This window comes from bacterium (assembly GCA_016873475.1).
Lineage (GTDB): Bacteria > Krumholzibacteriota > Krumholzibacteriia > JACNKJ01 > JACNKJ01 > VGXI01.
Window position 1 is genome coordinate 1 of the sequence record VGXI01000017.1, and the last position, 19531, is coordinate 19531.

Genomic DNA, 19531 nt, shown 5'->3' on the forward strand with positions numbered 1-19531 from the left:
GAAGAGCAGGGCCATGAAGAGCAAGCCCGGCACGAAGAGCAGGGCCGGAGACTGCGCGCGGGGCGGCGGCGCGCCCGGCGGGGGCGGCTCGGCGGCGATCGCGATCAGGGGCGGGTCGATGCTGCGGCTCACGCGCTCGATGCGCGCGCGCAGGCGGCCGCTGATGCCGGCGATCTCGGCGTCCGTGGGCGCGCGGCCGAGGCCCGCGAGCCAGCGCAGGTCCTCGCCGGCCAGGCGGTGCAGGTAGAAGTGCCCGTCGACCAGCACGCCGAGGGTCTCCTCGACGAGCAGCGGCAGGATGCGCTCGGCGGGGTTAGTCACCTCGCGCAGGATGGCGTCGGCGAAGCCCTCGGGCAGCGTGAGCAGGGCGCTGGCCTTGCTGTCCTCGATCTGCGCGCGGCCGGCCGCGGCCTCGACCAGCTCGCCGCGGATGAAGCCGCGCGTGTTCTGCTCGCTGAGGGCGCGCACCAGCAGGCCGCTGATCAGGCTGCGGTCCTCGTCCACGATGAGCAGGCGCGCCGAGGGCTGCGGCCCCTCGTCGCCGCCGAAGAGCAAGGTGAAGAGCGCGCCGATGAGCAGGGGAATCCCCAGCCAGAGGAGGAAAACGACCGGCTCGCGCCGGTGGCGGCGCAGGTCCTTGCGCACGTGGTTGCCGAGCGCGCTCACGGCTACTCCCTCAGCTCGCGGCCGGTCAGCTTGATGAAGAGGCTTTCGAGGCTGGGGCGCGTGAGCGTGGTCTCGCGCGGCTCGCCGCCGGCGGCCGCGAGGGCCGCGAAGACCTCGGGCAGTCGGCGCGAGGCCTGCGGCAGGTCCAGCGTGATGCCCTCGGCGTCGGCGACGATCTCGCCCACGCCGGCCAGGCCGCTGAGCCCGCGCCGTACGGCCTCGGGCTCGAAATGGCCGCTGATGCGCAGGATGTCGCGCTCGCCGAGCTGGGCGCGCAGCTCGTCCATCGTGCCCATGGCAATCACGTGGCCGCGGTCGACGATCGCCAGCTCGTCGCAGAGCTTCTCGGCTTCCTCCATGTAGTGCGTCGTGTACAGGACGCAGGCGCCGCCGGCGGCGAGCTCGCGCACGAGCTCGAGCAGGCGCACGCGGCTCTGCGGGTCGACGCCGACGGTGGGCTCGTCCAGGAGCAGCACCTTCGGCGCGTGGACGATGCCGCAGGCGAAGTTCAGGCGCCGCTTCATGCCGCCGCTGAAGCGCTTGACCGGCTCCTTGGCGCGGTCGACGAGCTCGACGCGTTCGAGCGCGGCGGCCACCCTCGCCTTCAGCGCCGCGCCGCCGAGGCCATAGGCGCCGCCCCAGTAGTCGAGGTTCTCGCGCGCGGAGAGCTCTTCGTAGAGCGCCAGCTCCTGGGGCACGACGCCGAGGGCCGCGCGCGCGGCGGGGCCCTCGCGCTGCACGTCGTGGCCCATCACGCTGACGTGGCCGGCGGTGGGCTTGAGCAGGCCCGAGATGCAGCCGAGCGTGGTGGTCTTGCCGGCGCCGTTGGGCCCGAGCAGGCCGAAGATGCGCCCCGGCTCGGCGCGGAAGCTGATGCCGTCGACGGCGCGCATCTCGCCGTAGTGCTTGCTGAGCTTGTCGACGTTGATCACGGATCATCTCCCGAAGCGGGTTCGGCGTCGGCGCTCGCGGGCTGCCACCGGCTCTCCGCCACCGGCACGCCGCGCAGCAGGAAACGAAGGGCCAGGCGGTAGGCCATCAGGACGAGTAGATAGGCGAGCAGGGGCGGCGCGACGAACATCAGAGGGTCGCGTCCGCGATAGACGGCCAACCAGATGAGGAGGAAACCGAGGCTGGCCAGGCCGCCCAGCCAGTGCAGGCGATACGCCAGGGCCAGGCGCCGCCGCCGGGTCTCCTCGCCGATGGCATAGGCCGGCCCGAGGCGACCGAGCGGATGGAAGCGCTGCTGGCCATCCGGTTCGGCTCGGAAGGGATCGGGAATTCTGAGGAGTCTCCGCAACCGCCACCGCCCTTGAAGATGCGGGAGCCTAGCACGGATCGCCGGTCCAGGTCAGCATCTGGAGGCAAGCCGGGATGCGACGGGCACGGCCGCTGTCGGGCGGCGGCCCGCCGGGGTCGGCGGCCGAACCCGCCGTCTCGAGTCGACCGGGCATTACGTCTGCTCATCGACCAATGAATACGTTTCGCTTGTCTGAATACCCGCTTCTTCCGATACTTACGAGCAGGCGCCCCTGTCCGGCGCGCCGGCAGCCAGCACCGGAGTGCAGAAGACCCGGCTTGCCGTGGAGCGGGGATGCACGCGCTCCCCAAATCAGCCGCCCCGCGGGCAAGCGAGGATCCGCCATGAATCCCCTTCATCTCCAGTCCGCCTCCGAGCCGATGTCCGCAGCCGCCTCCCTGCGCGAGGCCGATCTCAAGGCCATGATGGACCGCTACGGGTACTCGCCCGAGGAGCGGGCCATCATCGAGCGCGAGAACCTGCTGCCGCTGGGTCTGCTCGGGCGTCTGCAGGCCCAGTACCCGCAGCACTCCGGCTTGCTCGAGACCGCCCCCTTCCTGTTCACCGATCACCGGCGCTACGCCGGCCTGCAGGGCTTCCGCGACGTGTTGGCCGTCCTGGAGCGGAACGGCATCCAGATCGGCGCCGTCCGGGAGCGGGAGCTGTTCATCGAGACCTACCGCTTCCTCGCCACCCGGCACGCGCTGAACTCCATCAACTGGCAGCGCTTCGAGACGGATTCCCTGTTCCAGCTGGTCTTCCCGCAGCCGGGGATGATGCCCGCCGAGACGGTCGCGGCCTACCTCGCGGCGGCCGACGATGCCGGGCGGCAGCGCATCGTCGAGGCGCACATCCGGGAGCACAGCAATCCCCACGACGGCAACCAGCTGCTGAACACGCCCTGGCTCGAGGGCGCGGCCGGGGAGCGCGAGTTCCTGGCGGGGAGTCAGCACAAGTATCCGCAGTGCCAGCTCATCTTCGACAAGTCGACGCAGGACTGCTTCGCCTTCTGCACCTACTGCTTCCGCCACGCGCAGGTGCGCGGCGACGAGGACATGTTCCTGCAGGAGGACATCGGCCAGGTGCACGCCTACCTGCGCCAGCACCCGGAGATCACCGACATCCTGATCACCGGCGGCGACGCGGGCTACCTGCCCGTGGCCCGCTTGCGGCAGTACGCGTTGCCGCTCTTGAGCGATCCGGCGCTGCTGCACGTCCGCACGATCCGGCTGGGCAGCCGCGCCCTCTCCTACAGCCCGGAGATGATCCTCTCGCCCAAGTACGACAAGATGCTCGACCTCTTCGCCGAGCTCACCAACAACGGGCTGCAGGTGGCCTGGATGGCGCACTTCTCCACGCCGCGCGAGGTGCTCAACCCCAGCACGATCGCCGCGATCCGGCGCCTGCAGTCCCGCGGAGTGATCATCCGCAGCCAGAGCCCGATCATGAAGCACATCAGCCTGTTCCTGGACGAGGCGGGGCGGGTGGACGTGGATCGCTCGGCGCAGAACTGGATCGATTTGGCGAATCTCCTGGCCACCCTGCGCTGCGGCTTCCACAGCATGTACTGCGCGCGTCCCACGGGCGAGCACCACTACTTCGCGGCGCCGCTGGCGGACATCAATCGCGTCGCCTCCAAGATCCACCGCTCCCTGGCTTCGCTCAACCGGCCGTCGCGTTACATCTCGATGACGTCCTCGGCCGGCAAGATCTCGATTCTGGGCACGGTGATGGTCGGCGGCCGCAAGGCCTTGGACATCAATCGCGTCGCCTCCAAGATCCACCGCTCCCTGGCTTCGCTCAACCGGCCGTCGCGTTACATCTCGATGACGTCCTCGGCCGGCAAGATCTCGATCCTCGGCACGGTGATGGTCGGCGGCCGCAAGGCCTTCGCGCTCAAGTTCACCCAGGGCCGGAACATGGAGTGGCTGGACCAGGTCTTCCTGGCCGCCTACGACGAGGAACAGAACACGGTGGATCTCCTGGAGCCCTTCGACACGCCCGAGTTCTTCTTCCGGGGCGACGAGCGCGCGATCGAGCAGGCCCTGGCCGCCGCGCTCCAGGACAAGGAACAAGAGTAGCGGCGCCGCGCCGACGCGCATGCCGCCGTCCCAGCCCCGGGCCATGCGGGCACGACGGAGACGATGATCGACAAACGCTGTGCGACTCCGGCCGCTGCGGTGGCCGACATCTTCGACGGGGCCACGGTCATGATCGGCGGCTTCGGCGAGGCCGGAAGCCCCATCGAGCTCGTGCACGCCCTCATCGACCGCGGGACGCGAGACCTGACGGTCGTGAGCAACAACACCGGCAGCGGCGAGGTGGGACTGGCGGCGCTGATCAGGAACGGGCAGGTCAAGCGCATGATCTGTTCCTATCCGCGCACGGCCAACTCGACGGTGTTTCCGGAGCTCTTCCGAGCGGGCAAGATCGAGCTCGAACTCGTGCCGCAGGGGACCCTCGCCGAGCGGATGCGCGCCGGCGGCGCGGGCATTCCCGCCTTCTACACGCGGACCGCCGTGGGCACGGTGCTGGAAGAGGGCAAGGAACAGCGGAACTTCGAGGGCCACACCTACGTCATGGAGCGCGGCCTGCGCGCGGACTTCGCGCTGGTCAAGGCCTGGCGGGGCGACCGCTACGGCAACCTCCTCTACAACAAGACGGCGCGGAATTTCGGCCCGGTCATGTGCACGGCCGCGCGCACGACGATCGTGCAAGTGCAGGCGATCGTCCCGGCCGGCGCGATCGATCCGGAGTGCGTGATCACGCCGGGGATCTTCGTCACCCGCGTGGTCGAAGTTCGGGAGCCGCTGCAGGAGTCCCTTCTCGTGAAGGCGGAAGCGCTGCCGGCGGGGGTGGGCTGGGACCGCGACGCGATGGCCCGCCGCCTCGCCCTCGATATCCCTGACGGGGCCTACGTCAACCTGGGGATCGGCATGCCGGAGCTGGTGGCCCAGTTCGTGCCGGAGGACCGCGAGGTGTTCTACCACGTCGAGAACGGACTGCTCGGGATGGGGCCGGCTCCGGCGCCGGAGCAGGCGGACCCCGAGTTGATCAATGCGGGCAAGAAGCCGGTCTCGGCCGTGCCCGGCGCCGCCTACTTCCACCACGCCGACTCCTTCGTCATGATCCGGGGCGGCCACATCGACATCTGCGTGCTCGGGGCGATGCAGGTCTCGCGCAACGGCGATCTCGCGAACTGGTCGACCGGGGAGGTGGATGCCATCCCCGCTGTCGGCGGTGCGATGGATCTCGTGGCCGGCGTCAAGACGATCTACGTGATCACCCAGCATACCACCAAGACCGGGGAACCGAAGCTCGTCGAGCGCTGCAGCTACCCGCTGACGGGCAAGCGCTGCGTCGACCGCATCTACACGGACCTGGCCGTCATCGACATCACGCCGCAGGGGCCGGTCGTGATCGCCCTCGCGCCCGGCGTCACTTTCGACCAGGTGCAGGCGCGCACGGGAACGGCGCTGATCGCCGGCCCCGGCCTGTAGGCGCGGGGGGATTCGGGAAGGCTCGCCAACGCCGGCTGTGCCGCGGACCCCGCGCCGCGACCGCCGCAGAGAGGTTGCCGAACATGCTCGAGACGAAGTCCCGCAGCGCTGCGCTGTACGAGCGGGCCCTGCAACTGATGCCCGGCGGCGTCAGCCGCAACGCGGTCCTGCGCAAACCGCACCCCCTGTACGTGGAAAAGGGCGAGGGCTGCTGGGTGACGGATGTGGAAGGCGTCCGGCGCATCGATTTTGCCAACAACATGGCCTCGCTCATCCATGGCCACGCGCACCCGGCCATCGTCGCGGCCGTCACCGCCCAGCTCCGCAAGGGCAGCGCCTTCACTCTGGCCACCGAGCAGGAGATCGAGCTCGCCGAGCACCTGATCGGCCGCACGCCGAGCTTCGAGATGATCCGCTTCGTCAACTCGGGCACCGAGGCCGTCATGAGCGGCCTGAAGGCGGCGCGCGCCTTCACGGGCCGGCCGCGCATCGCCAAGGTCGAAGGCGCCTACCACGGCATGTACGACTACGCCGAGGTGAGCCAGACGGCCAAGCCGCACAACTGGGGCGACCCCGAGCACCCGGCCAGCGTGCCGGTCTGCCACGGCACGCCGCAGGCCGCCCTCGACGACGTGGTCGTCATTCCCCACAACGATTCCGAGCGCGCCGCCCGCATCCTGGACCCGCCCTCGACGACGTGGTCGTCATTCCCCACAACGATTCCGAGCGCGCCGCCCGCATCCTGGACGAGTGCGGCGACTCCCTGGCCTGCATCCTGATCGACGTCATGCCCCATCGCGTGGCGCTGCTGCCGGCCGCACCGGAGTTCCTGCGCACGCTACGCGGCTGGGCGACGGCGCACGGCGCGCTGCTCGTGTTCGACGAGGTGATCACCTACCGCTCGGAGTACGGGGGCGCCCAGGCCTGGTACGACGTGCGGCCGGACCTGACGGCAATGGGCAAGATCATCGGCGGCGGGTTCCCCGTCGGCGCGCTCGCCGGACGGCGGGACGTCATGAGCGTCATGGATCCGCATGCCGCGCAGGTTCGCTTCCCGCACTCGGGCACTTTCTCGGCCAATCCGGTCACGATGGTCGCCGGGTTGACGGCCCTGAAGCTCTTCGACGAGGCGGCCGTCGCCCGCCTCAACGGGCTCGGCGACCGGGCGCGTGCCGGCGCCGCCGAGGCGATCCGGATCGCGGACGTGCCGGCCTGCGTCACGGGCCGGGGTTCCCTCCTGCGCCTCCACATGAAGGCGGAGCCGCCCACGGACTATCGCAGCAGCTTCGCCACGGCGCCGGAGACCGCGCGGCTGCAGGCGCTCCTCGATCACTTCTTCGCGAGCGGCATCATGATGATCAACACTGGCACGGCGGCGCTGTCGACGGCGATGACCGAGGTCGAGATCGACCGCTTCGCCGAGTCGCTGCTGGATGGCCTGCGCAAGCTGAAGACGCTCTAGCCGTCCCCACCGAGTCCAGGAGTCAGGCGAAATGATCGATGCCCTCATCTGCGATGCGGTGCGCACCCCGATCGGCCGCTACGGCGGCGCCCTGGCCGGCGTCCGCGCGGACGACCTGGCGGCGATCCCGCTCAAGGCGCTCATGGCCCGTCACCCGAGCGTGGATTGGCTGGAGCTCGAGGACGTGATCCTCGGTTGCGCCAATCAGGCGGGCGAGGACAACCGGAACGTCGCGCGCATGGCGCTGCTGCTGGCGGGCTTGGCGCCGGCCGTGCCCGGCGTCACTGTCAACCGGCTCTGCGGATCGGGACTGGATGCCGTCGGCGTCGCGGCGCGCGGGATCGCCAGCGGGGAGCTGGGGCTGGCCATCGCCGGCGGCGTCGAGAACATGTCGCGGGCGCCCTTCGTGCTGGGCAAGGCCGAGTCCGCCTTCGCGCGCAATGCCGAGCTCTTCGACACGACGATGGGCTGGCGCTTCGTCAATCCCAGGCTGCACGAGCAGTACGGCACCGACACGATGCCCGTCACGGCGGAGAATCTCGCCCGCGAGTTCGGCATCGCCCGTGAGGATCAGGATCGCTTCGCGCTCTGGAGCCAGGCCAAAGCCGCGGCCGCGCAGGCGGACGGCCGCCTCGCGGAGGAGATCGTGCCGGTCTCGATTCCGCAGGCGAAGGCGGCGCCGCTGCTCGTCGAGCGCGATGAGCATCCCCGCGAGACGACCCTCGCCCGGCTGGCCGAGCTGAAGGCGATCTTCGCGAGCCCCGGCACCGTGACGGCCGGGAACGCCTCGGGGATCAACGACGGCGCCGCGGCGCTGCTGTTGGCCTCGCCCGCCGCGGCGGCGCGGCATGGGCTCGAGCCGCTGGCGCGCGTGCTGGGCTGCGCCACGGCCGGCGTGCCGCCGCGCATCATGGGCCTGGGCCCGGTACCGGCGACGCGCAAGCTGCTGGCGCGTCTCGGGCTCAGGCTGGATGAGATGGACATCATCGAGCTGAACGAGGCCTTCGCGGCCCAGGCGCTGACCTGCAGCCGAGAGCTCGGGCTGGCGGACGACGATCCCCGCCTGAATCCCCTGGGGGGCGCCATCGCGCTCGGCCACCCACTGGGCATGAGCGGCGCGCGGCTCGTCACGACGGCGACCCTGCAATTGCGCCGCACGGGCAAGCGCTACGCGCTCTGCGCCATGTGCATCGGGGTTGGCCAGGGGATCGCCATGGTCCTGGAGAGGCTCGACGCATGAGCGGCTCTGAGGGCGGCGGCAGCCACCACATCGAGGACCTGGGCCTCGCCCCGCAGGGCTTCATCGGCGACGAGTACGTCGTCGAGCTGGACCTGGCGCCGCGGCACCTGAACATCGGCGGCATCGTGCACGGGGGCGTCCTGTGCAGCCTCCTGGACACGGCGATGGCGCGCTCGTTCTTCATGGCCGAGACGGGCGACAAGCTATCGGCGGCGACCCTCGAGATGAAGATCAACTTCCTGGGCTCGGCGAAGAGCGGCAAGCTGACGGCGCGCGGTCGTGTCGCCCATCGCACGCAGCGCACGGCCTTCGTGGAGGGCTGGATCGAGGATGAGGAGGGAAGACCGCTCGCCCGGGCGACCGCGACGATCATGGTCTTTGCGACAGGAGGGGTGCGCTAGCCGTCGGGCAGGCGGGGCCGGATCAGGTGGTCCGGCAACCCCGAGGGCGGTAGTCTGCTAGCGGCCTTGATCCGATGTCTCGCCCAGGAGCCAGTTCGTGAATGCCGCCACGGGTCCGTACTTCTCCCGCCCGTGCGGGGTGACCAGGTAGTAGCCGAGCGGACTGCGATAGGGCAGGTCGAAGAGGCGCACGAGCTCTCCCCGTTCGAGCTCTCCCTTCAGCAGGAACCCGGGAATCAAGGCCGCGCCGAGACTGGCGGCCGCCGCGCTCGCCGCCGCGGCGAACTGCTCGAAGTACATCCCCTCGCACTCCGGCGGCTGGACGCCCTGCGCCCGAAACCAATCGGACCAGGCGTCGGGCCGGCTCGAGATGTGGATCAGCATGGTCCCGGCCAGGTCCGCAGGCTCGCGCAGGCCCTTCTCCTCGCGATAGGTCGGCGCGCAGACGGGGATCAGCTCTTCGCCCATGAGGTACACGCTCGTCGCGCCCGGCCAGTCGGGCTTGCCATAGTGAATGGCGACGTCGATGTCCTCGGTGTCGAAGTCGAAGGGCGAGATCTTCGTCACGAACTGGACGGTGATGCCGGGGTGCTCCTTCAGGAACCTGGGCAGCCGCGGCATCAGCCAGCGCGAGCCGAAGGTCGGCAGCACGGCGAGCGTGAGCGTGCCCGCCCGCACGTTGCTCATCGCCCGCATCGTCGCCGTCTGGATCAGCTCCAGGGCGGCGCGGATGTCCTTGGCGTAGGTCTGACCGGCTTCGGTCAGGAGCACGGCGCCGTGCTGGCGCTCGAAGAGGGCCACGCCGCACTGCTCCTCGAGGGCGATGACCTGCTTGGAGATCGCGCCCTGGGTGAGGTTCAGCTCGCGCGCCGCAGCCGTGAAGCTGCCGGTGCGCGCCACCATGTCGAAGGCGAGGAGCATGCTGGTGCTGGGCAGGGGGCGGCGCATTCTCGCGGAACCCTCCGGCGGCAGAGGTGGGCAGCGGGGGACTTGCCGGCAGGCTAGCAGATGGCGGGACAGAAATGGACAGCAAAGGAGGGGCGCCGCCGCCGGCGGCCCCGGCTGCCCTGAAGGACGCCCCCTCCCGCCAGCGGGAGGGGGCGGGGAATCAGCCGGGCAGGAGAGCTAGTCGTCGGGGCCGGGCGCGTCGTCGGAGCCGGCCTCCCCTTCGTCCTCGTCCCAGTGCGAACCGCCGGGGCCGCCGTGGCCGTGCGGCCCCTCGCCATCCCAGTTGCCGGGCGCGCCGGGCGCACCGGGCGGCAGCGGCGCCCGTGCGTGCATCCGCTCGCCCACGCGCTGCAGGTGGCCCTGGAAGCGCTGCTCGAAGAGGGCGAACTTGGCGCGCTGCTCGGGCGTCAGCAGCTCCACGAGATCGCCCATCGCCTCGTGGTGCCTGCGCATCGCCTCGCCGCGCAGCGCGTGGATCTCCTCGGCCAGCTTGGCGCCCTCGGTCCACTTCTCCGTCTTCACGAGCTGGCGCAGTTCCTTCATCTTCTCGCGCACCTTGTCCAGGCCCTCCTCGTGGGCCTTTCGCGCGGCAGCCCCCCCGTCTGTTCCTCGGTCAGCTCCAGGTACTCCGTCATCTTGTAGAGGCGGAAGGCCTCGGTCATCTCGCGCGGGTCGTGCTGGCCGCGCCAGGGGCGCTCGGGAGCGCGCGGCGCTCTCGGCGCACGCGGCGCTTCCGGCTGGGCCATGGCGGCGGCGGCTGTGGCCAGCAGCAGGGCCGCCAGTGTCAGGCCGAGAGTGCTTTGCTTCATCGGGTGCCTCCATTGTCCGTCAGTTGGAAGTCCTCCAGCTCCTGCTGGAAGCGCTTCCAGTCCTCATCGCTCCAGTTGCCGTGATCGAAGTCGATGCCCGCGGCGCTCGCTTCGTCGGCGCTCTCGAGGGCCGCCTCCAGATCGCCTGTCAGGCCGAGAGTGCTTTGCTTCATCGGGTGCCTCCATTGTCCGTTAGTTGGAAGTCCTCCAGCTCCTGCTGGAAGCGCTTCCAGTCCTCATCGCTCCAGTTGCCGTGATCGAAGTCGATGCCCGCGGCGCTCGCTTCGTCGGCGCTCCCGAGGGCCGCCTCCAGATCGCCGCCGCCCGCCTGGTAGTCGGCGAGCGCCTCGAGGTACTCCTCCTCGCTCATGACGAAGTAGCCCCCGGCCTCCGGCGCCAGGCCGCGCTCCTGCCAGGGCCGCAGCCAGGCGAGCGCGAGCAGGGCGAGCAGGGCCGGGACTGCCACGAGGGACCAGCGCGGCAGCCGCCGCGGCGCGGTGCCGGCGAGGGCCGCCTCCACGCGGGACTCGATGCGGGCCGCCGCCGCCGCGCTCAAACGCGGGGGCTCGGGCTCCAGCAGTGCGCGCAGACGATCGTGTTCAGTCATCGCTCCAACCTCGCTCGCGAATCTCCCGCTCCAGGCGGGAGACGGTACGGGAGACCAGGCTGCGCGCCGTGGCTTCGCTGGTGCCGATGAGCAGCGCGATCTCCGCGTAGGGTCTGTCCTCCAGGTGACGCAGCGCGAAGGCCGCCTGCTCCTTGGCGGGGCGCCCCGCCAGCAGGCCCTCCAGGCGCCGCCGCCGCTGGGCATCCCGCGCCTGGGCGTCGGGCCCGGGCCGCCGCTCGGCATCGGCTGCAGTCGCCACGGATGCGCTGCCCTCCGCCGGGGGCAGCGGCCACGGCAGCATGCGCCGGAGCCTGCGCCCCCGCAGGTGGTTCAGGGCCAGGCGGACGGCGATCCGCCGCAGCCAGGCCTCGGGGCAACCCTCGCCGCGGTAGCTGTCGAGCCGCGAAAGGGCACGCAGGTAGGTGTCCTGCAGGAGGTCCTCGGCGTCCTCGTCGTTTCTCACGATGCGGTGGAGGGTCGCGTAGAGGCTCTCGCGGGTCTCGCGCATGAGGACGGGGAAAAGCGGCCGCGGAGCGCCTCCACGGCGCTCCCGGACTCGGCGATCCGCCGCCACTCCTGTTCGTCCATCGCAATCGCCTTCATGGGTCCTCCACCCGGCTGCGCCGCCGAACGCAGGCCATCCGACACCGGGGGCGGACCTTTCGCGGCAGCCGGCGGCTAGAGCGCGTCCAGCGCGCCGAGCAGCGGCGCCAGTTGGCGGTCCCAGCTCCGCGGCGCGGCCAGGGCATGCAGGCCCCGCTCGGCCGGCGGCGGCGAGGCGAGCAGCGCGCGGAGCGCGGTGGCGAAGGCCTCGGCGCCCTCGGCGAGGCAAACGGCGCCGGCGGCAGCGGCGGCCTCGAGCGCGGCCGAGAAGGGCGTCGCCAGGACCGGCAGGCCGGCGGCCAAGTACTCGTAGAGCTTCACCGGATCCACCCCGGCCGTGAGCGGCGTGCGCCGGAAGGGGATGAGCCCGGCGTCGGCGTGGCGGAGCCAGGCGGGTAGCTCGGCGTAGGGCCGGGCGCCGAGGAAATGGCAGTTGGGCGGCGCCCCCTGCAGGCGCGGAGCGAGCGCCGGCCGCAGCGGCCCGATCACCGGAAAGCTCGCCGCAGGCAGGGCGCGCGCCACGGCGAAGAGCAGCTCGAGGTCGAACCACTCGGCCACGCTGCCCACGTAGAGGCAGCGCGGGCGCGGCAGCGCCGCCAGCGCGGCGGGCGCGGGCGGCGGCGGCTCGGCGGCGAAGCGCGCGAACTCGACTCCGTTGCCCACGAGCAGCGGCTCCCGCCCGCCGAGAGCGCGGAGCTGCTCGGCCAGGTGAGCGCTCGACGCGCTCAGCAGCGCCGCCTCGCGGACGAGCGCGCGCAGCGCGTGGCGCAGTACCGCCGGGGTCCGCCCGAAGGCGAGCACGTCGTCCATGTGGTCGTAGGCAACGGGCGCGCCGGGCAGGATCTCGCGCAGGTCGGCCAGCTCGGGATGGCCGAAGAGCAGCAGTGGCTCGCGGAAGCCCAGGGCGGCGAGCTTGCCGCGCAGGAGCAGCCCCTGGCGGCGCGCGAGGCCGTCGCGCAGGAGGGCGACCTGGCCGCCCAGCCGCGCGAGCGCGCGCAGGAGCGGCTGGCGCGCATTGACCGGCAGCACGGGCAGGGCGAGGAAGGCCAGCGTGGGCGCGCCGCCGTCGAGACCGTCGGGCGGCGGCGGTGGAGCGTGCAGAGTGCGGGGCTCGACGAAGAGGACGCGCCGGCCGGCGGCCAGGGCCAGCGCCATGTGCTGCGGCCGCTGGTGCAGGCCGCGCCAGGGAATGGGCGAGACGTAGACGAGATCGCGGCTCACGGCTGGCGGCGCCCTCCCTCCACGCGGCCGGCGCGCGCATCCGGGTACCAGGTGCGCAGGGCCTCGGCCAGCGCCCGGTGCACGTTGCGCGCGCGGCCGGCCAAGCTCGAGGCGGCAAGCGCGATCTCGGGCACGGGGCCTTCGGGCCAGCGCTCTCGCTCGGCGATGAGGCCTGCCGTGATGGCGGGCAGTCGCTCTGGGTCGGCCACCTCGTCCATGCCGAGCAGGTGTCCCTGGCGGCCGAGCATCGTCATGTAGGCGTTGATCTTCTCGTCGTAGGCCAGAGCGCCGAAGGGAGTGCCGGCGATCGTGGCGAAGATCAGCGCATGCAAGCGCATGGCGACGACATAGCGGCAGGCCGCCATGAGCGCGATCATCTCCTCGTCGTCGTAGCCATCGTCGACGATCAGCACGCGCTTCTGCAGCGCCGGCGGCAGCGTGCCGAGCAGGCGGCGCACCACGGTGATGTCGTCGGTGTCGGTCTCGCCGAGGCGACCGCCCGTCTTCATGACGAAGAAAAGCAGGCGCACGGATTCGTCCTCGAGCAATCCGCGGACGAAGTTCGCGAAGATGCCCGCCGAGAGTCGATGCCGCCAGTCGCGAGCGGAGAGACCGACCAGCTGGTAGCCGCTCAGCTCGAGCGCCTCGAGCAGGTCGGCGCTGCTTCCCGGCGCGGGCGCCGGCAGGAGGAAGGCCGGGTCAGCGCCCAAGTGGATGCTCTGCCCGGGGACGCCGCAGGCCCGCAACTGCTCGAAGCCCTCCGGATCGCGCGCCGATACGAAGTCGGCAACCCTTGCGAAGCGGCCGAGCAAGCGCTGCGCGCCACGCCCGCGCAGCGCGTAGATCCCCGGCAGGTACAGCACGATGCGCGCCCCGGCGAGCCGCGCCAGGCGCGCGCGCGTCAGCCAGTAGGCCAGGTTGCCCGGCGCGCTGCCCCAGAGCAGGCCGCCGCCGCCGAGGATGAAGAGGTCGCAGCGCAGGCAGGCCCGAAGCACGGCCAGCGGATGCCGCCGGAACGAGGCGTGCAGGGGCCTCACGCGCAGGCGCAACCCGGGGTGTGCGCTCTCCAGGTAGAGCGCGACGCGCTGTTCGTCGCGGCAGAGCAGGGTGACCTCGGCGCCCGGCAGCTCCTCGGCGAGCAACAGCAGGAGCTGCGAGAGGATGACATTGTCACCTCGATTGCCGGTGCCGTAGGAGCCGTGGATGCAGATGCGCATCAGCTCTCCTTCGCCCCGCCGCGCAGCAGCGCCAGATCCTCGCGCCGCCAGCCGCGCAGGAGGGTGAACAGCAGCCCGTAGGCCGCGAGCCCGCTGGGCAGCGCGATCAGCAGGTTGCGCGTCGGCAGCAGCAGGAGGACGAGGGCCATCCCGCCCGCCGCGCCCAGGGCGCGCAGCAGTGGCGCCGGCCAGGGCAAGCGGGCAAGTGGACGCGCCCAGTGCAGCATCAGCGCCAGGACGAGCAACTCGCTGAGCAAGGTGGCGAAGGCGGCGCCGTTCAGGCTCCAGCGCGGGATCAGCGCGAAGTTGAGCAGCACGTTCAGCCCGGCGCCGGCGCCCAGGGCGGCAAGGAAGCGCCGTTCGCGGTCCGCCGCAAGGAGCAGGCTGCCCCAGAGGGCGTGCCCGGCGCGCAGCACGAGGCAGGGCGCGAGCAGGCGCAGGCTGGCCGTCGCGTCGGCGAAGGCGGCGCCGTAGACCAGCCGCAGGCCCTCGCCGGCAAGGATCGCGGTGCCTGCCGCCAGCGGCAGCGCGAGCCCGAAGAGCAGGCGGGCCGCGCGCTCGACGAAGCGCAGGTAGCGCGCGCGGTCGGCGGCGAAGAGGCGGGTGAAGGTGGGGAAGAAGACGTCCGCCATCATCGCCTGCAGGGCGAAGAGCGTGAAGAAGAGACGATTGGCGGCGTCGTAGAGGCCGGTCGCCGCATCGTCCTTCAGATAGCTGAGCAGCACGCGGTCCGAGTGCAGCGTGATGTTGGACATGATCACGCTGCCTGCGAAGGGCCAGCTGACGGCAAGGATCCGCCGCCAGTCGGGGCCGCCGCCGGCGAACAGGCGCAGGCCGCGCCGCCGGAGCAGCGCCCAGGCGACGAGGAAGGCGCCGCCGGCCGAGGCGGGAAAGGCGATCAGGAGGCCGAGGAAGCGCCGCTCGCCCAGGGGCAGCGCGAAGAGCAGACCGAAGAGGGCGAGCAGGAGCAGCTTCTCGACGGCGCGCAGGAGGGCGACGACGCCCAGCTCTTCGCGCGCTGCGAAGAGCGCGCGCAGGTTGGCGTTCAAACCGTCGAGCACGAGCCAGCCGAGGAAGACGAGGAAGTAGCGCGTGAGCTCGGGCCCCTTGCCGAGGAAGGGCGCCGCCAGCGCGAGCAGGACCGCCATCGCGAAGACGAGGCCGAGCTTCACGCGGAAGGCCGCGGGCGCGAGTTCGGCGGTCGCCCCGCGGTCGCGGGCGAGGTTGCGCGTCAGCATGCGACTGATGCCGAGGTCGGCCAGCACGGAGGCGATGGTCATGAAGCTGATCAGGAAGGCGAGCTGCCCCAGGCGCTCGACACCCAGCCCGCGGGCGACGTAGAGCGTGATCACGAGCCCGACGAGGCGTGCGATCAGCTCGCTACCCAGCACGCTGAGGATGTTCCGGCTCACTCGCTGCGCGTTGGACATCCTGGATCCGCTTCCCGGCTGGGCGGCGCCCGCAGGGCGAGGCCGCCGTCGCTCAGAGGCCGGCGAGGCCTTTCTTCACCTCGGTGCTGACGGGATCGTCGCCGAACCAGGCTACCCACAGCGCCCGGATGAGGGCGCGGTCCTCGACGCTGCCCAGGGGCTGGCCGTCGCAGTAGACGCCCAGGCCCTGCTCCGGCGCGTAGCTCAGGCTCAGCTCCTGGCCGGCCGCAAAGTCCCCCGCGAGGAGCGCGAGGAATGACGCCAGGGTCGGCGCCGGGTCGGCGGCGAGCGCCGGCCGCATGTGCTCGCCCAGGGTTTCCGCCAGGTCCTTGCCTTCCGTATCCCGGAGGAAGCGCAGCACGAGGAGCTTGTCGAAATCGCCGTCGATGAAGCGGGCGTAGGGTGGCTCGCCCGGCCGCGCCTCCGCGCTGATGTAGAAGCAGGCCGCGTACTGCTTGCGCCAAAGCCACTTGGAGAGGGCCGCGCCCGTCGCGCGCAACTCGATCTGCCGGCCGCTCAGGGGGTCGTTGCGAGAAACGCGCGCCGGGAACTCCTGGCCGCTGTCCGTCTCGACGATCACGTCGGCGCCGGTGGGCGGCACGCCGAACGCGAGCAGCGCCACGAGGGCGAGCACCCGCATGGGAAACCTCCAAGCTGGGCGGTCGGCGCATCTTAGAGGCGCTCTGGCGGCGGCGCAACGCCAAAGGCGGCGCCCTTGTCCGGCCCGCCGCGCGGCCCTCCGATCATGAATTCATGAGCGCGGAAGGCGGCGACTGGCGGGACGAGCCGTTCCAGGACGAGGAAGAGGCCCTGCGCCGTCTGCGTCCGGGGGGTGCCCGTGGCGCGCGGCTCCTCATCGGCACCAGCGGCTGGAGTTACAAGGACTGGGAGGGGCCTTTCTACCCGCCCGGCACGCCGGCCGCGGACTACCTCGCGCACTATGGTCGGGTCTTTCGCACGGTCGAGGTCGATGCGACCTTCTATGCGGCGCCCCGAGCCGCGGTCGTCGAGAACTGGGCGCTGCGCAGCCCGCCGGGCTTCGTCTTCAGCGCCAAGTTCCCGCGCGAGTTCAGCCACGAGGCGGGCGGCCTCGAGCGCCTGGAGGGGGCGCGGGCCTTCGTCGAGCGGATGGGTCTCCTCGGCGAGAAGCGCGGGCCGCTGGTCCTGCAGTTCCCACCCCATTTCGAGCCCGGCCGGTTGCCTGCGCTGGCCGGCTTTCTGGCCGCGCTGCCTGGCGAGGCGCGCTACGCCGTCGAGTTCCGGCATCCGGGCTGGCACAGCGAGGAGGTGCTGGCCATGCTGCGCGCGCGGGGCGTGGCCTGGGTGGCAGGCGTCGGCCCGCTCAATCCGCCGCAGCGGCCGCTGACGGCGGACTTCGCCTACCTGCGCTGGATCGGAGACCGCGGCCTGAACGTCTTCGATCGCGTGCGCATCGAACGCGGCGAGGAGATCCGTCGCTGGGCCGAGTGGATCGAGTCCGTGCGCGAGCGTCTGCGCGAGGTCTACGGCTACTTCAACAACCACTACGCAGGCCACGGTCCAGCCTCGGCGCGCGAGCTGCTGCAGGCGCTCGGCGAGCCGGCGCCGGCGCCGCCGGCGGCCGCGCCGTCCGACAAGGGCAAATCGGACCAGGGCGAACTGTTTAGCTGAGGCTGCCCGGAGCCCCGGGCGCCCCTGGCGATCGCTGGCGAGGTCTGCTTATATGGAGCCGACCCCAACCCGGGAGAGGCCCGCATGTCCGCCGATCGCGCCTGGCTCGACCTCTACCAACTGGATGCGACGCTCACTGACGAGGAGCGCCTCATCCGCCAGACCGTGCGCAACTTCGTCCAGAAGGAAGCCCGGCCGCGCCTGGCCGAGCTGTGGGCGCGCGGCGAGTTTTTGCGGCGAGTTCCCGCTGGACCTGATCCCCACCCTGGGCGCGCTCGGCCTCTTCGGCGCCACGCTCACGGGCTACGGCCTGCCGGGCCTGGGCAGCCGCGCCTACGGGCTGATGATGTTCGAGCTGGAAGCCGGCGACAGCGGCCTGCGCAGCTTCGCCTCGGTGCAGAGCGGCCTGGTGATGTACCCCATCCATCGCTACGGGAGCGAGGCGCAGAAGGCGCGCTGGCTGCCCGAGCTGGCCGCCGGGCGGGCAGGATCGGCTGCTTCGGCCTCACCGAGCCGGACGGCGGCTCCGACCCCGGCGCCATGCGAACCTACGCGCGCCGCGACGGCGCGGACTGGATCCTCCATGGCAACAAGATGTGGATCACCAACGGCACGCTCGCCGACGTCGCCGTGGTCTGGGCCAAGGGCGAGGACGAAATCCTCGGCTTCCTGGTGGAGAAGGGAACCCCGGGCTTCACCGCCAGCGTCATGCGCGGCAAGATGAGCCTGCGCGCCAGCGACACCTCGGAACTGCACCTGGACGAGGTGCGCGTGCCGGACAGCGCGCGCCTGCCGGGAGCCGCCGGCCTCGGCGGCCCGCTCTCCTGCCTCAACCAGGCGCGCTACGGCATCGCCTGGGGTACCCTGGGCGCGGCGATGGCCTGCCTCGAGGAGGCCGCCGACTTCGCCGCCGCGCGCGTCACCTTCGGCCGGCCGATCGCGACGCGGCAGCTCATCCAGGCCCAGCTCGCCGATATGCTGGCCGGTGTGCTCAAGGGCCGCCTGCTCGTCGAGCGTCTGGCCCAGCTCAAGGACGGGGGCCAAGAGACCCCGGCGATGATCAGCCTCGCCAAGCGCGAGAACTGCGCTCTCGCCCTGGCCGTGGCGCGCCAATGCCGGCAGATCCTGGGTGCCAGCGGCATCAGCCTCGAGTACCAGGCCGGGCGCCACCTGTGCAACCTGGAGAGCGTGATCACCTACGAGGGCACCCACGAAGTGCATACCCTCATCCTCGGGCAGACCATCACGGGCGAGCAGGCCTTCCGCTAGCGGCCGCGCAGGATCACCCGCGTCGGCTCAGGCGCAGAACGCAGGCGGAATCCCTGGGCTGCAAGGCGGGGCTGGGGCTTCCACGCCTGCGCTTGAAGCGTTGCGCTAGAGCCCCTCGAGGACGAGAGCGATGCCCTGGCCGCCCCCGATGCACATCGTCACCAAACCGTAGCGCTGCCGCTTGCGGCGCAGCGCATAGGCGCAGGTGAGCGTGAGCACGGCGCCTGTGGCACCCAGCGGGTGGCCCAGCGCGATCGCATTGCCCATGGGGTTGACCCGCTCCGGGTCGATCCCCATCGCCGCGAAGTCGCGAATGCAGGCCAGCGCCTGGGGGGCGAAGGCCTCGTTGAGTTCGACATGATCCAGATCCTTGCCGGCGATGCCGGCGCTGGCCAGCGCCTTGCGCGTGGCCGGCACCGGTCCCCAACCCATGATCTGCGGATCGCAAGCGGCCACGCCCATGCCGGCCAGGCGGGCCAGGGGCCGGCAGCCGTGGCGCCGGGCGCAGGACTCCTTGGCGATCACCATCGCGGCGGCGCCGTCCACGACGGCGCTGGCGTTGCCAGCGGTGATGATCCCACCCGGCTCGAAGGCCGGCCGCAGGCGAGCCATCTTCGCGAGCGTAACGTCGTCCATGACGTGGGTGTCGTGCTCGACGACAATGGGATCGGCGGCGCCGTCCCTCGGCACGGCGACCGGGGCGATCTCAGCGGCGAAGTGCCCCGCGTCGCGGGCGGCGGCGGCATTCCTGTGGGAGCGGTAGCCGAAGGCGTCGGCCTCCTCCCGAGAGATGCCGTAGCGACGACCCAGCTCCTCGGCCGTGTTCGCCATCGCCAGGCCCGCGCCGGGATCGTAGAGCCCCATCAGCAGCGAATCCTGGAGATGCTCGCCGGCGGGCAGCGCGCTCGCCGCGATGGGGCCGTACTTCTGCACCGTCTCGCCCAGCTTGCGGCCCCGGTAGTTGTAGAGCATGAAGGGGTACTGCATGCTCTCGGCGCCGCCGACCACGACGAAAGGGCGATCCCGGTCGTGGCGGACTCCGGCCAGCATCAGCTCGGCGCCCACCGCCACCGCCTCGGCACCGCTGCCACAGATGCGGGCCACGGTGAGGGCAGGCACGTCCTGACCCAGCCCGCCCCGCCAGCGCATGCCCCGGGCGGCGCCAGCGCATGCCCTGGGCGGCGTAGATCGAATCGCGGTGACTGTGG

At 71.5% G+C, this 19531-nt stretch carries 17 protein-coding genes and 2 pseudogenes; 7 read left to right on the top strand and 12 right to left on the bottom strand.

Features of this window, described 5'->3' with window-relative positions:
* The 3 genes from FJ251_02885 to FJ251_02895 form a co-directional block, all read right to left on the bottom strand.
* The coding region (locus tag FJ251_02885) for an ABC transporter permease (protein ID MBM4116674.1) at positions 1-666 on the bottom strand (666 nt) is incomplete at its 3' end.
* Positions 667-668: 2 nt separating this feature from the next.
* Positions 669-1598, bottom strand: a complete 930-nt coding sequence (locus FJ251_02890; protein ID MBM4116675.1) for an ABC transporter ATP-binding protein — start codon at positions 1596-1598, stop codon at positions 669-671.
* A complete protein-coding gene (locus FJ251_02895) occupies positions 1595-1966 on the bottom strand; it encodes a hypothetical protein (GenBank protein MBM4116676.1) in 372 nt (123 codons plus the stop codon). Before FJ251_02895 ends, FJ251_02890 begins: the two co-directional genes overlap by 4 nt.
* A gap of 344 nt (positions 1967-2310) precedes the next feature.
* Here FJ251_02895 and FJ251_02900 point away from each other — a divergent pair, with 344 nt between their 5' ends.
* From FJ251_02900 to FJ251_02920, 5 genes and pseudogenes are all read left to right on the top strand, one after another.
* Positions 2311-4047 carry a hypothetical protein gene (locus FJ251_02900; GenBank protein ID MBM4116677.1) on the top strand — a complete coding sequence of 579 codons (1737 nt, stop codon included), beginning with the start codon at positions 2311-2313 and terminating at the stop codon, positions 4045-4047.
* A gap of 63 nt (positions 4048-4110) precedes the next feature.
* Positions 4111-5466 (top strand): 3-oxoacid CoA-transferase subunit A, encoded by a 1356-nt coding sequence (locus FJ251_02905; protein MBM4116678.1) that lies wholly within the window; start codon positions 4111-4113, stop codon positions 5464-5466.
* Positions 5467-5549: 83 nt separating this feature from the next.
* Positions 5550-6928 (top strand): annotated as a pseudogene (locus tag FJ251_02910) (aspartate aminotransferase family protein).
* A 31-nt stretch (positions 6929-6959) separates the two neighbouring features.
* Positions 6960-8168, top strand: coding sequence for a 3-oxoadipyl-CoA thiolase (gene pcaF, locus FJ251_02915; GenBank protein MBM4116679.1), 1209 nt, complete (start codon positions 6960-6962; stop codon positions 8166-8168).
* Positions 8165-8569, top strand: a complete 405-nt coding sequence (locus FJ251_02920) for a PaaI family thioesterase (protein MBM4116680.1) — start codon at positions 8165-8167, stop codon at positions 8567-8569. Before pcaF ends, FJ251_02920 begins: the two co-directional genes overlap by 4 nt.
* A gap of 57 nt (positions 8570-8626) precedes the next feature.
* Here the strand turns inward: FJ251_02920 and FJ251_02925 are convergent, their stop codons facing one another.
* The 8 genes from FJ251_02925 to FJ251_02960 form a co-directional block, all read right to left on the bottom strand.
* A complete protein-coding gene (locus FJ251_02925) occupies positions 8627-9517 on the bottom strand; it encodes a LysR family transcriptional regulator (GenBank protein MBM4116681.1) in 891 nt (296 codons plus the stop codon).
* Between the two features lie 177 nt (positions 9518-9694).
* A complete protein-coding gene (locus FJ251_02930; GenBank protein ID MBM4116682.1) occupies positions 9695-10339 on the bottom strand; it encodes a hypothetical protein in 645 nt (214 codons plus the stop codon).
* Between the two features lie 156 nt (positions 10340-10495).
* Positions 10496-10933 carry a hypothetical protein gene (locus tag FJ251_02935; protein ID MBM4116683.1) on the bottom strand — a complete coding sequence of 146 codons (438 nt, stop codon included), beginning with the start codon at positions 10931-10933 and terminating at the stop codon, positions 10496-10498.
* The gene (locus tag FJ251_02940; GenBank protein MBM4116684.1) at positions 10926-11441 is read right to left on the bottom strand and encodes a sigma-70 family RNA polymerase sigma factor; all 516 of its coding nucleotides are present in this window, start codon (positions 11439-11441) and stop codon (positions 10926-10928) included. Before FJ251_02940 ends, FJ251_02935 begins: the two co-directional genes overlap by 8 nt.
* A 170-nt stretch (positions 11442-11611) precedes the next feature.
* Positions 11612-12757 (bottom strand): glycosyltransferase family 1 protein, encoded by a 1146-nt coding sequence (locus FJ251_02945; protein ID MBM4116685.1) that lies wholly within the window; start codon positions 12755-12757, stop codon positions 11612-11614.
* The gene (locus tag FJ251_02950; protein MBM4116686.1) at positions 12754-13974 is read right to left on the bottom strand and encodes a hypothetical protein; all 1221 of its coding nucleotides are present in this window, start codon (positions 13972-13974) and stop codon (positions 12754-12756) included. The genes FJ251_02945 and FJ251_02950 overlap by 4 nt, the downstream gene beginning before the upstream one ends.
* Positions 13974-15404 (bottom strand): hypothetical protein, encoded by a 1431-nt coding sequence (locus FJ251_02955; protein ID MBM4116687.1) that lies wholly within the window; start codon positions 15402-15404, stop codon positions 13974-13976. Before FJ251_02955 ends, FJ251_02950 begins: the two co-directional genes overlap by 1 nt.
* A 52-nt stretch (positions 15405-15456) precedes the next feature.
* Positions 15457-16044, bottom strand: a complete 588-nt coding sequence (locus FJ251_02960; protein ID MBM4116688.1) for a hypothetical protein — start codon at positions 16042-16044, stop codon at positions 15457-15459.
* A gap of 113 nt (positions 16045-16157) precedes the next feature.
* Here FJ251_02960 and FJ251_02965 point away from each other — a divergent pair, with 113 nt between their 5' ends.
* Entirely contained in the window at positions 16158-17054 is an 897-nt protein-coding gene (locus tag FJ251_02965) for a DUF72 domain-containing protein (protein ID MBM4116689.1), read from the top strand.
* Between the two features lie 84 nt (positions 17055-17138).
* Positions 17139-18323 (top strand): annotated as a pseudogene (locus FJ251_02970) (acyl-CoA dehydrogenase).
* A gap of 105 nt (positions 18324-18428) precedes the next feature.
* Here FJ251_02970 and FJ251_02975 read toward each other — a convergent pair.
* The gene (locus tag FJ251_02975; protein ID MBM4116690.1) at positions 18429-19472 is read right to left on the bottom strand and encodes a thiolase family protein; all 1044 of its coding nucleotides are present in this window, start codon (positions 19470-19472) and stop codon (positions 18429-18431) included.
* Positions 19473-19531: the final 59 nt, after the last annotated feature.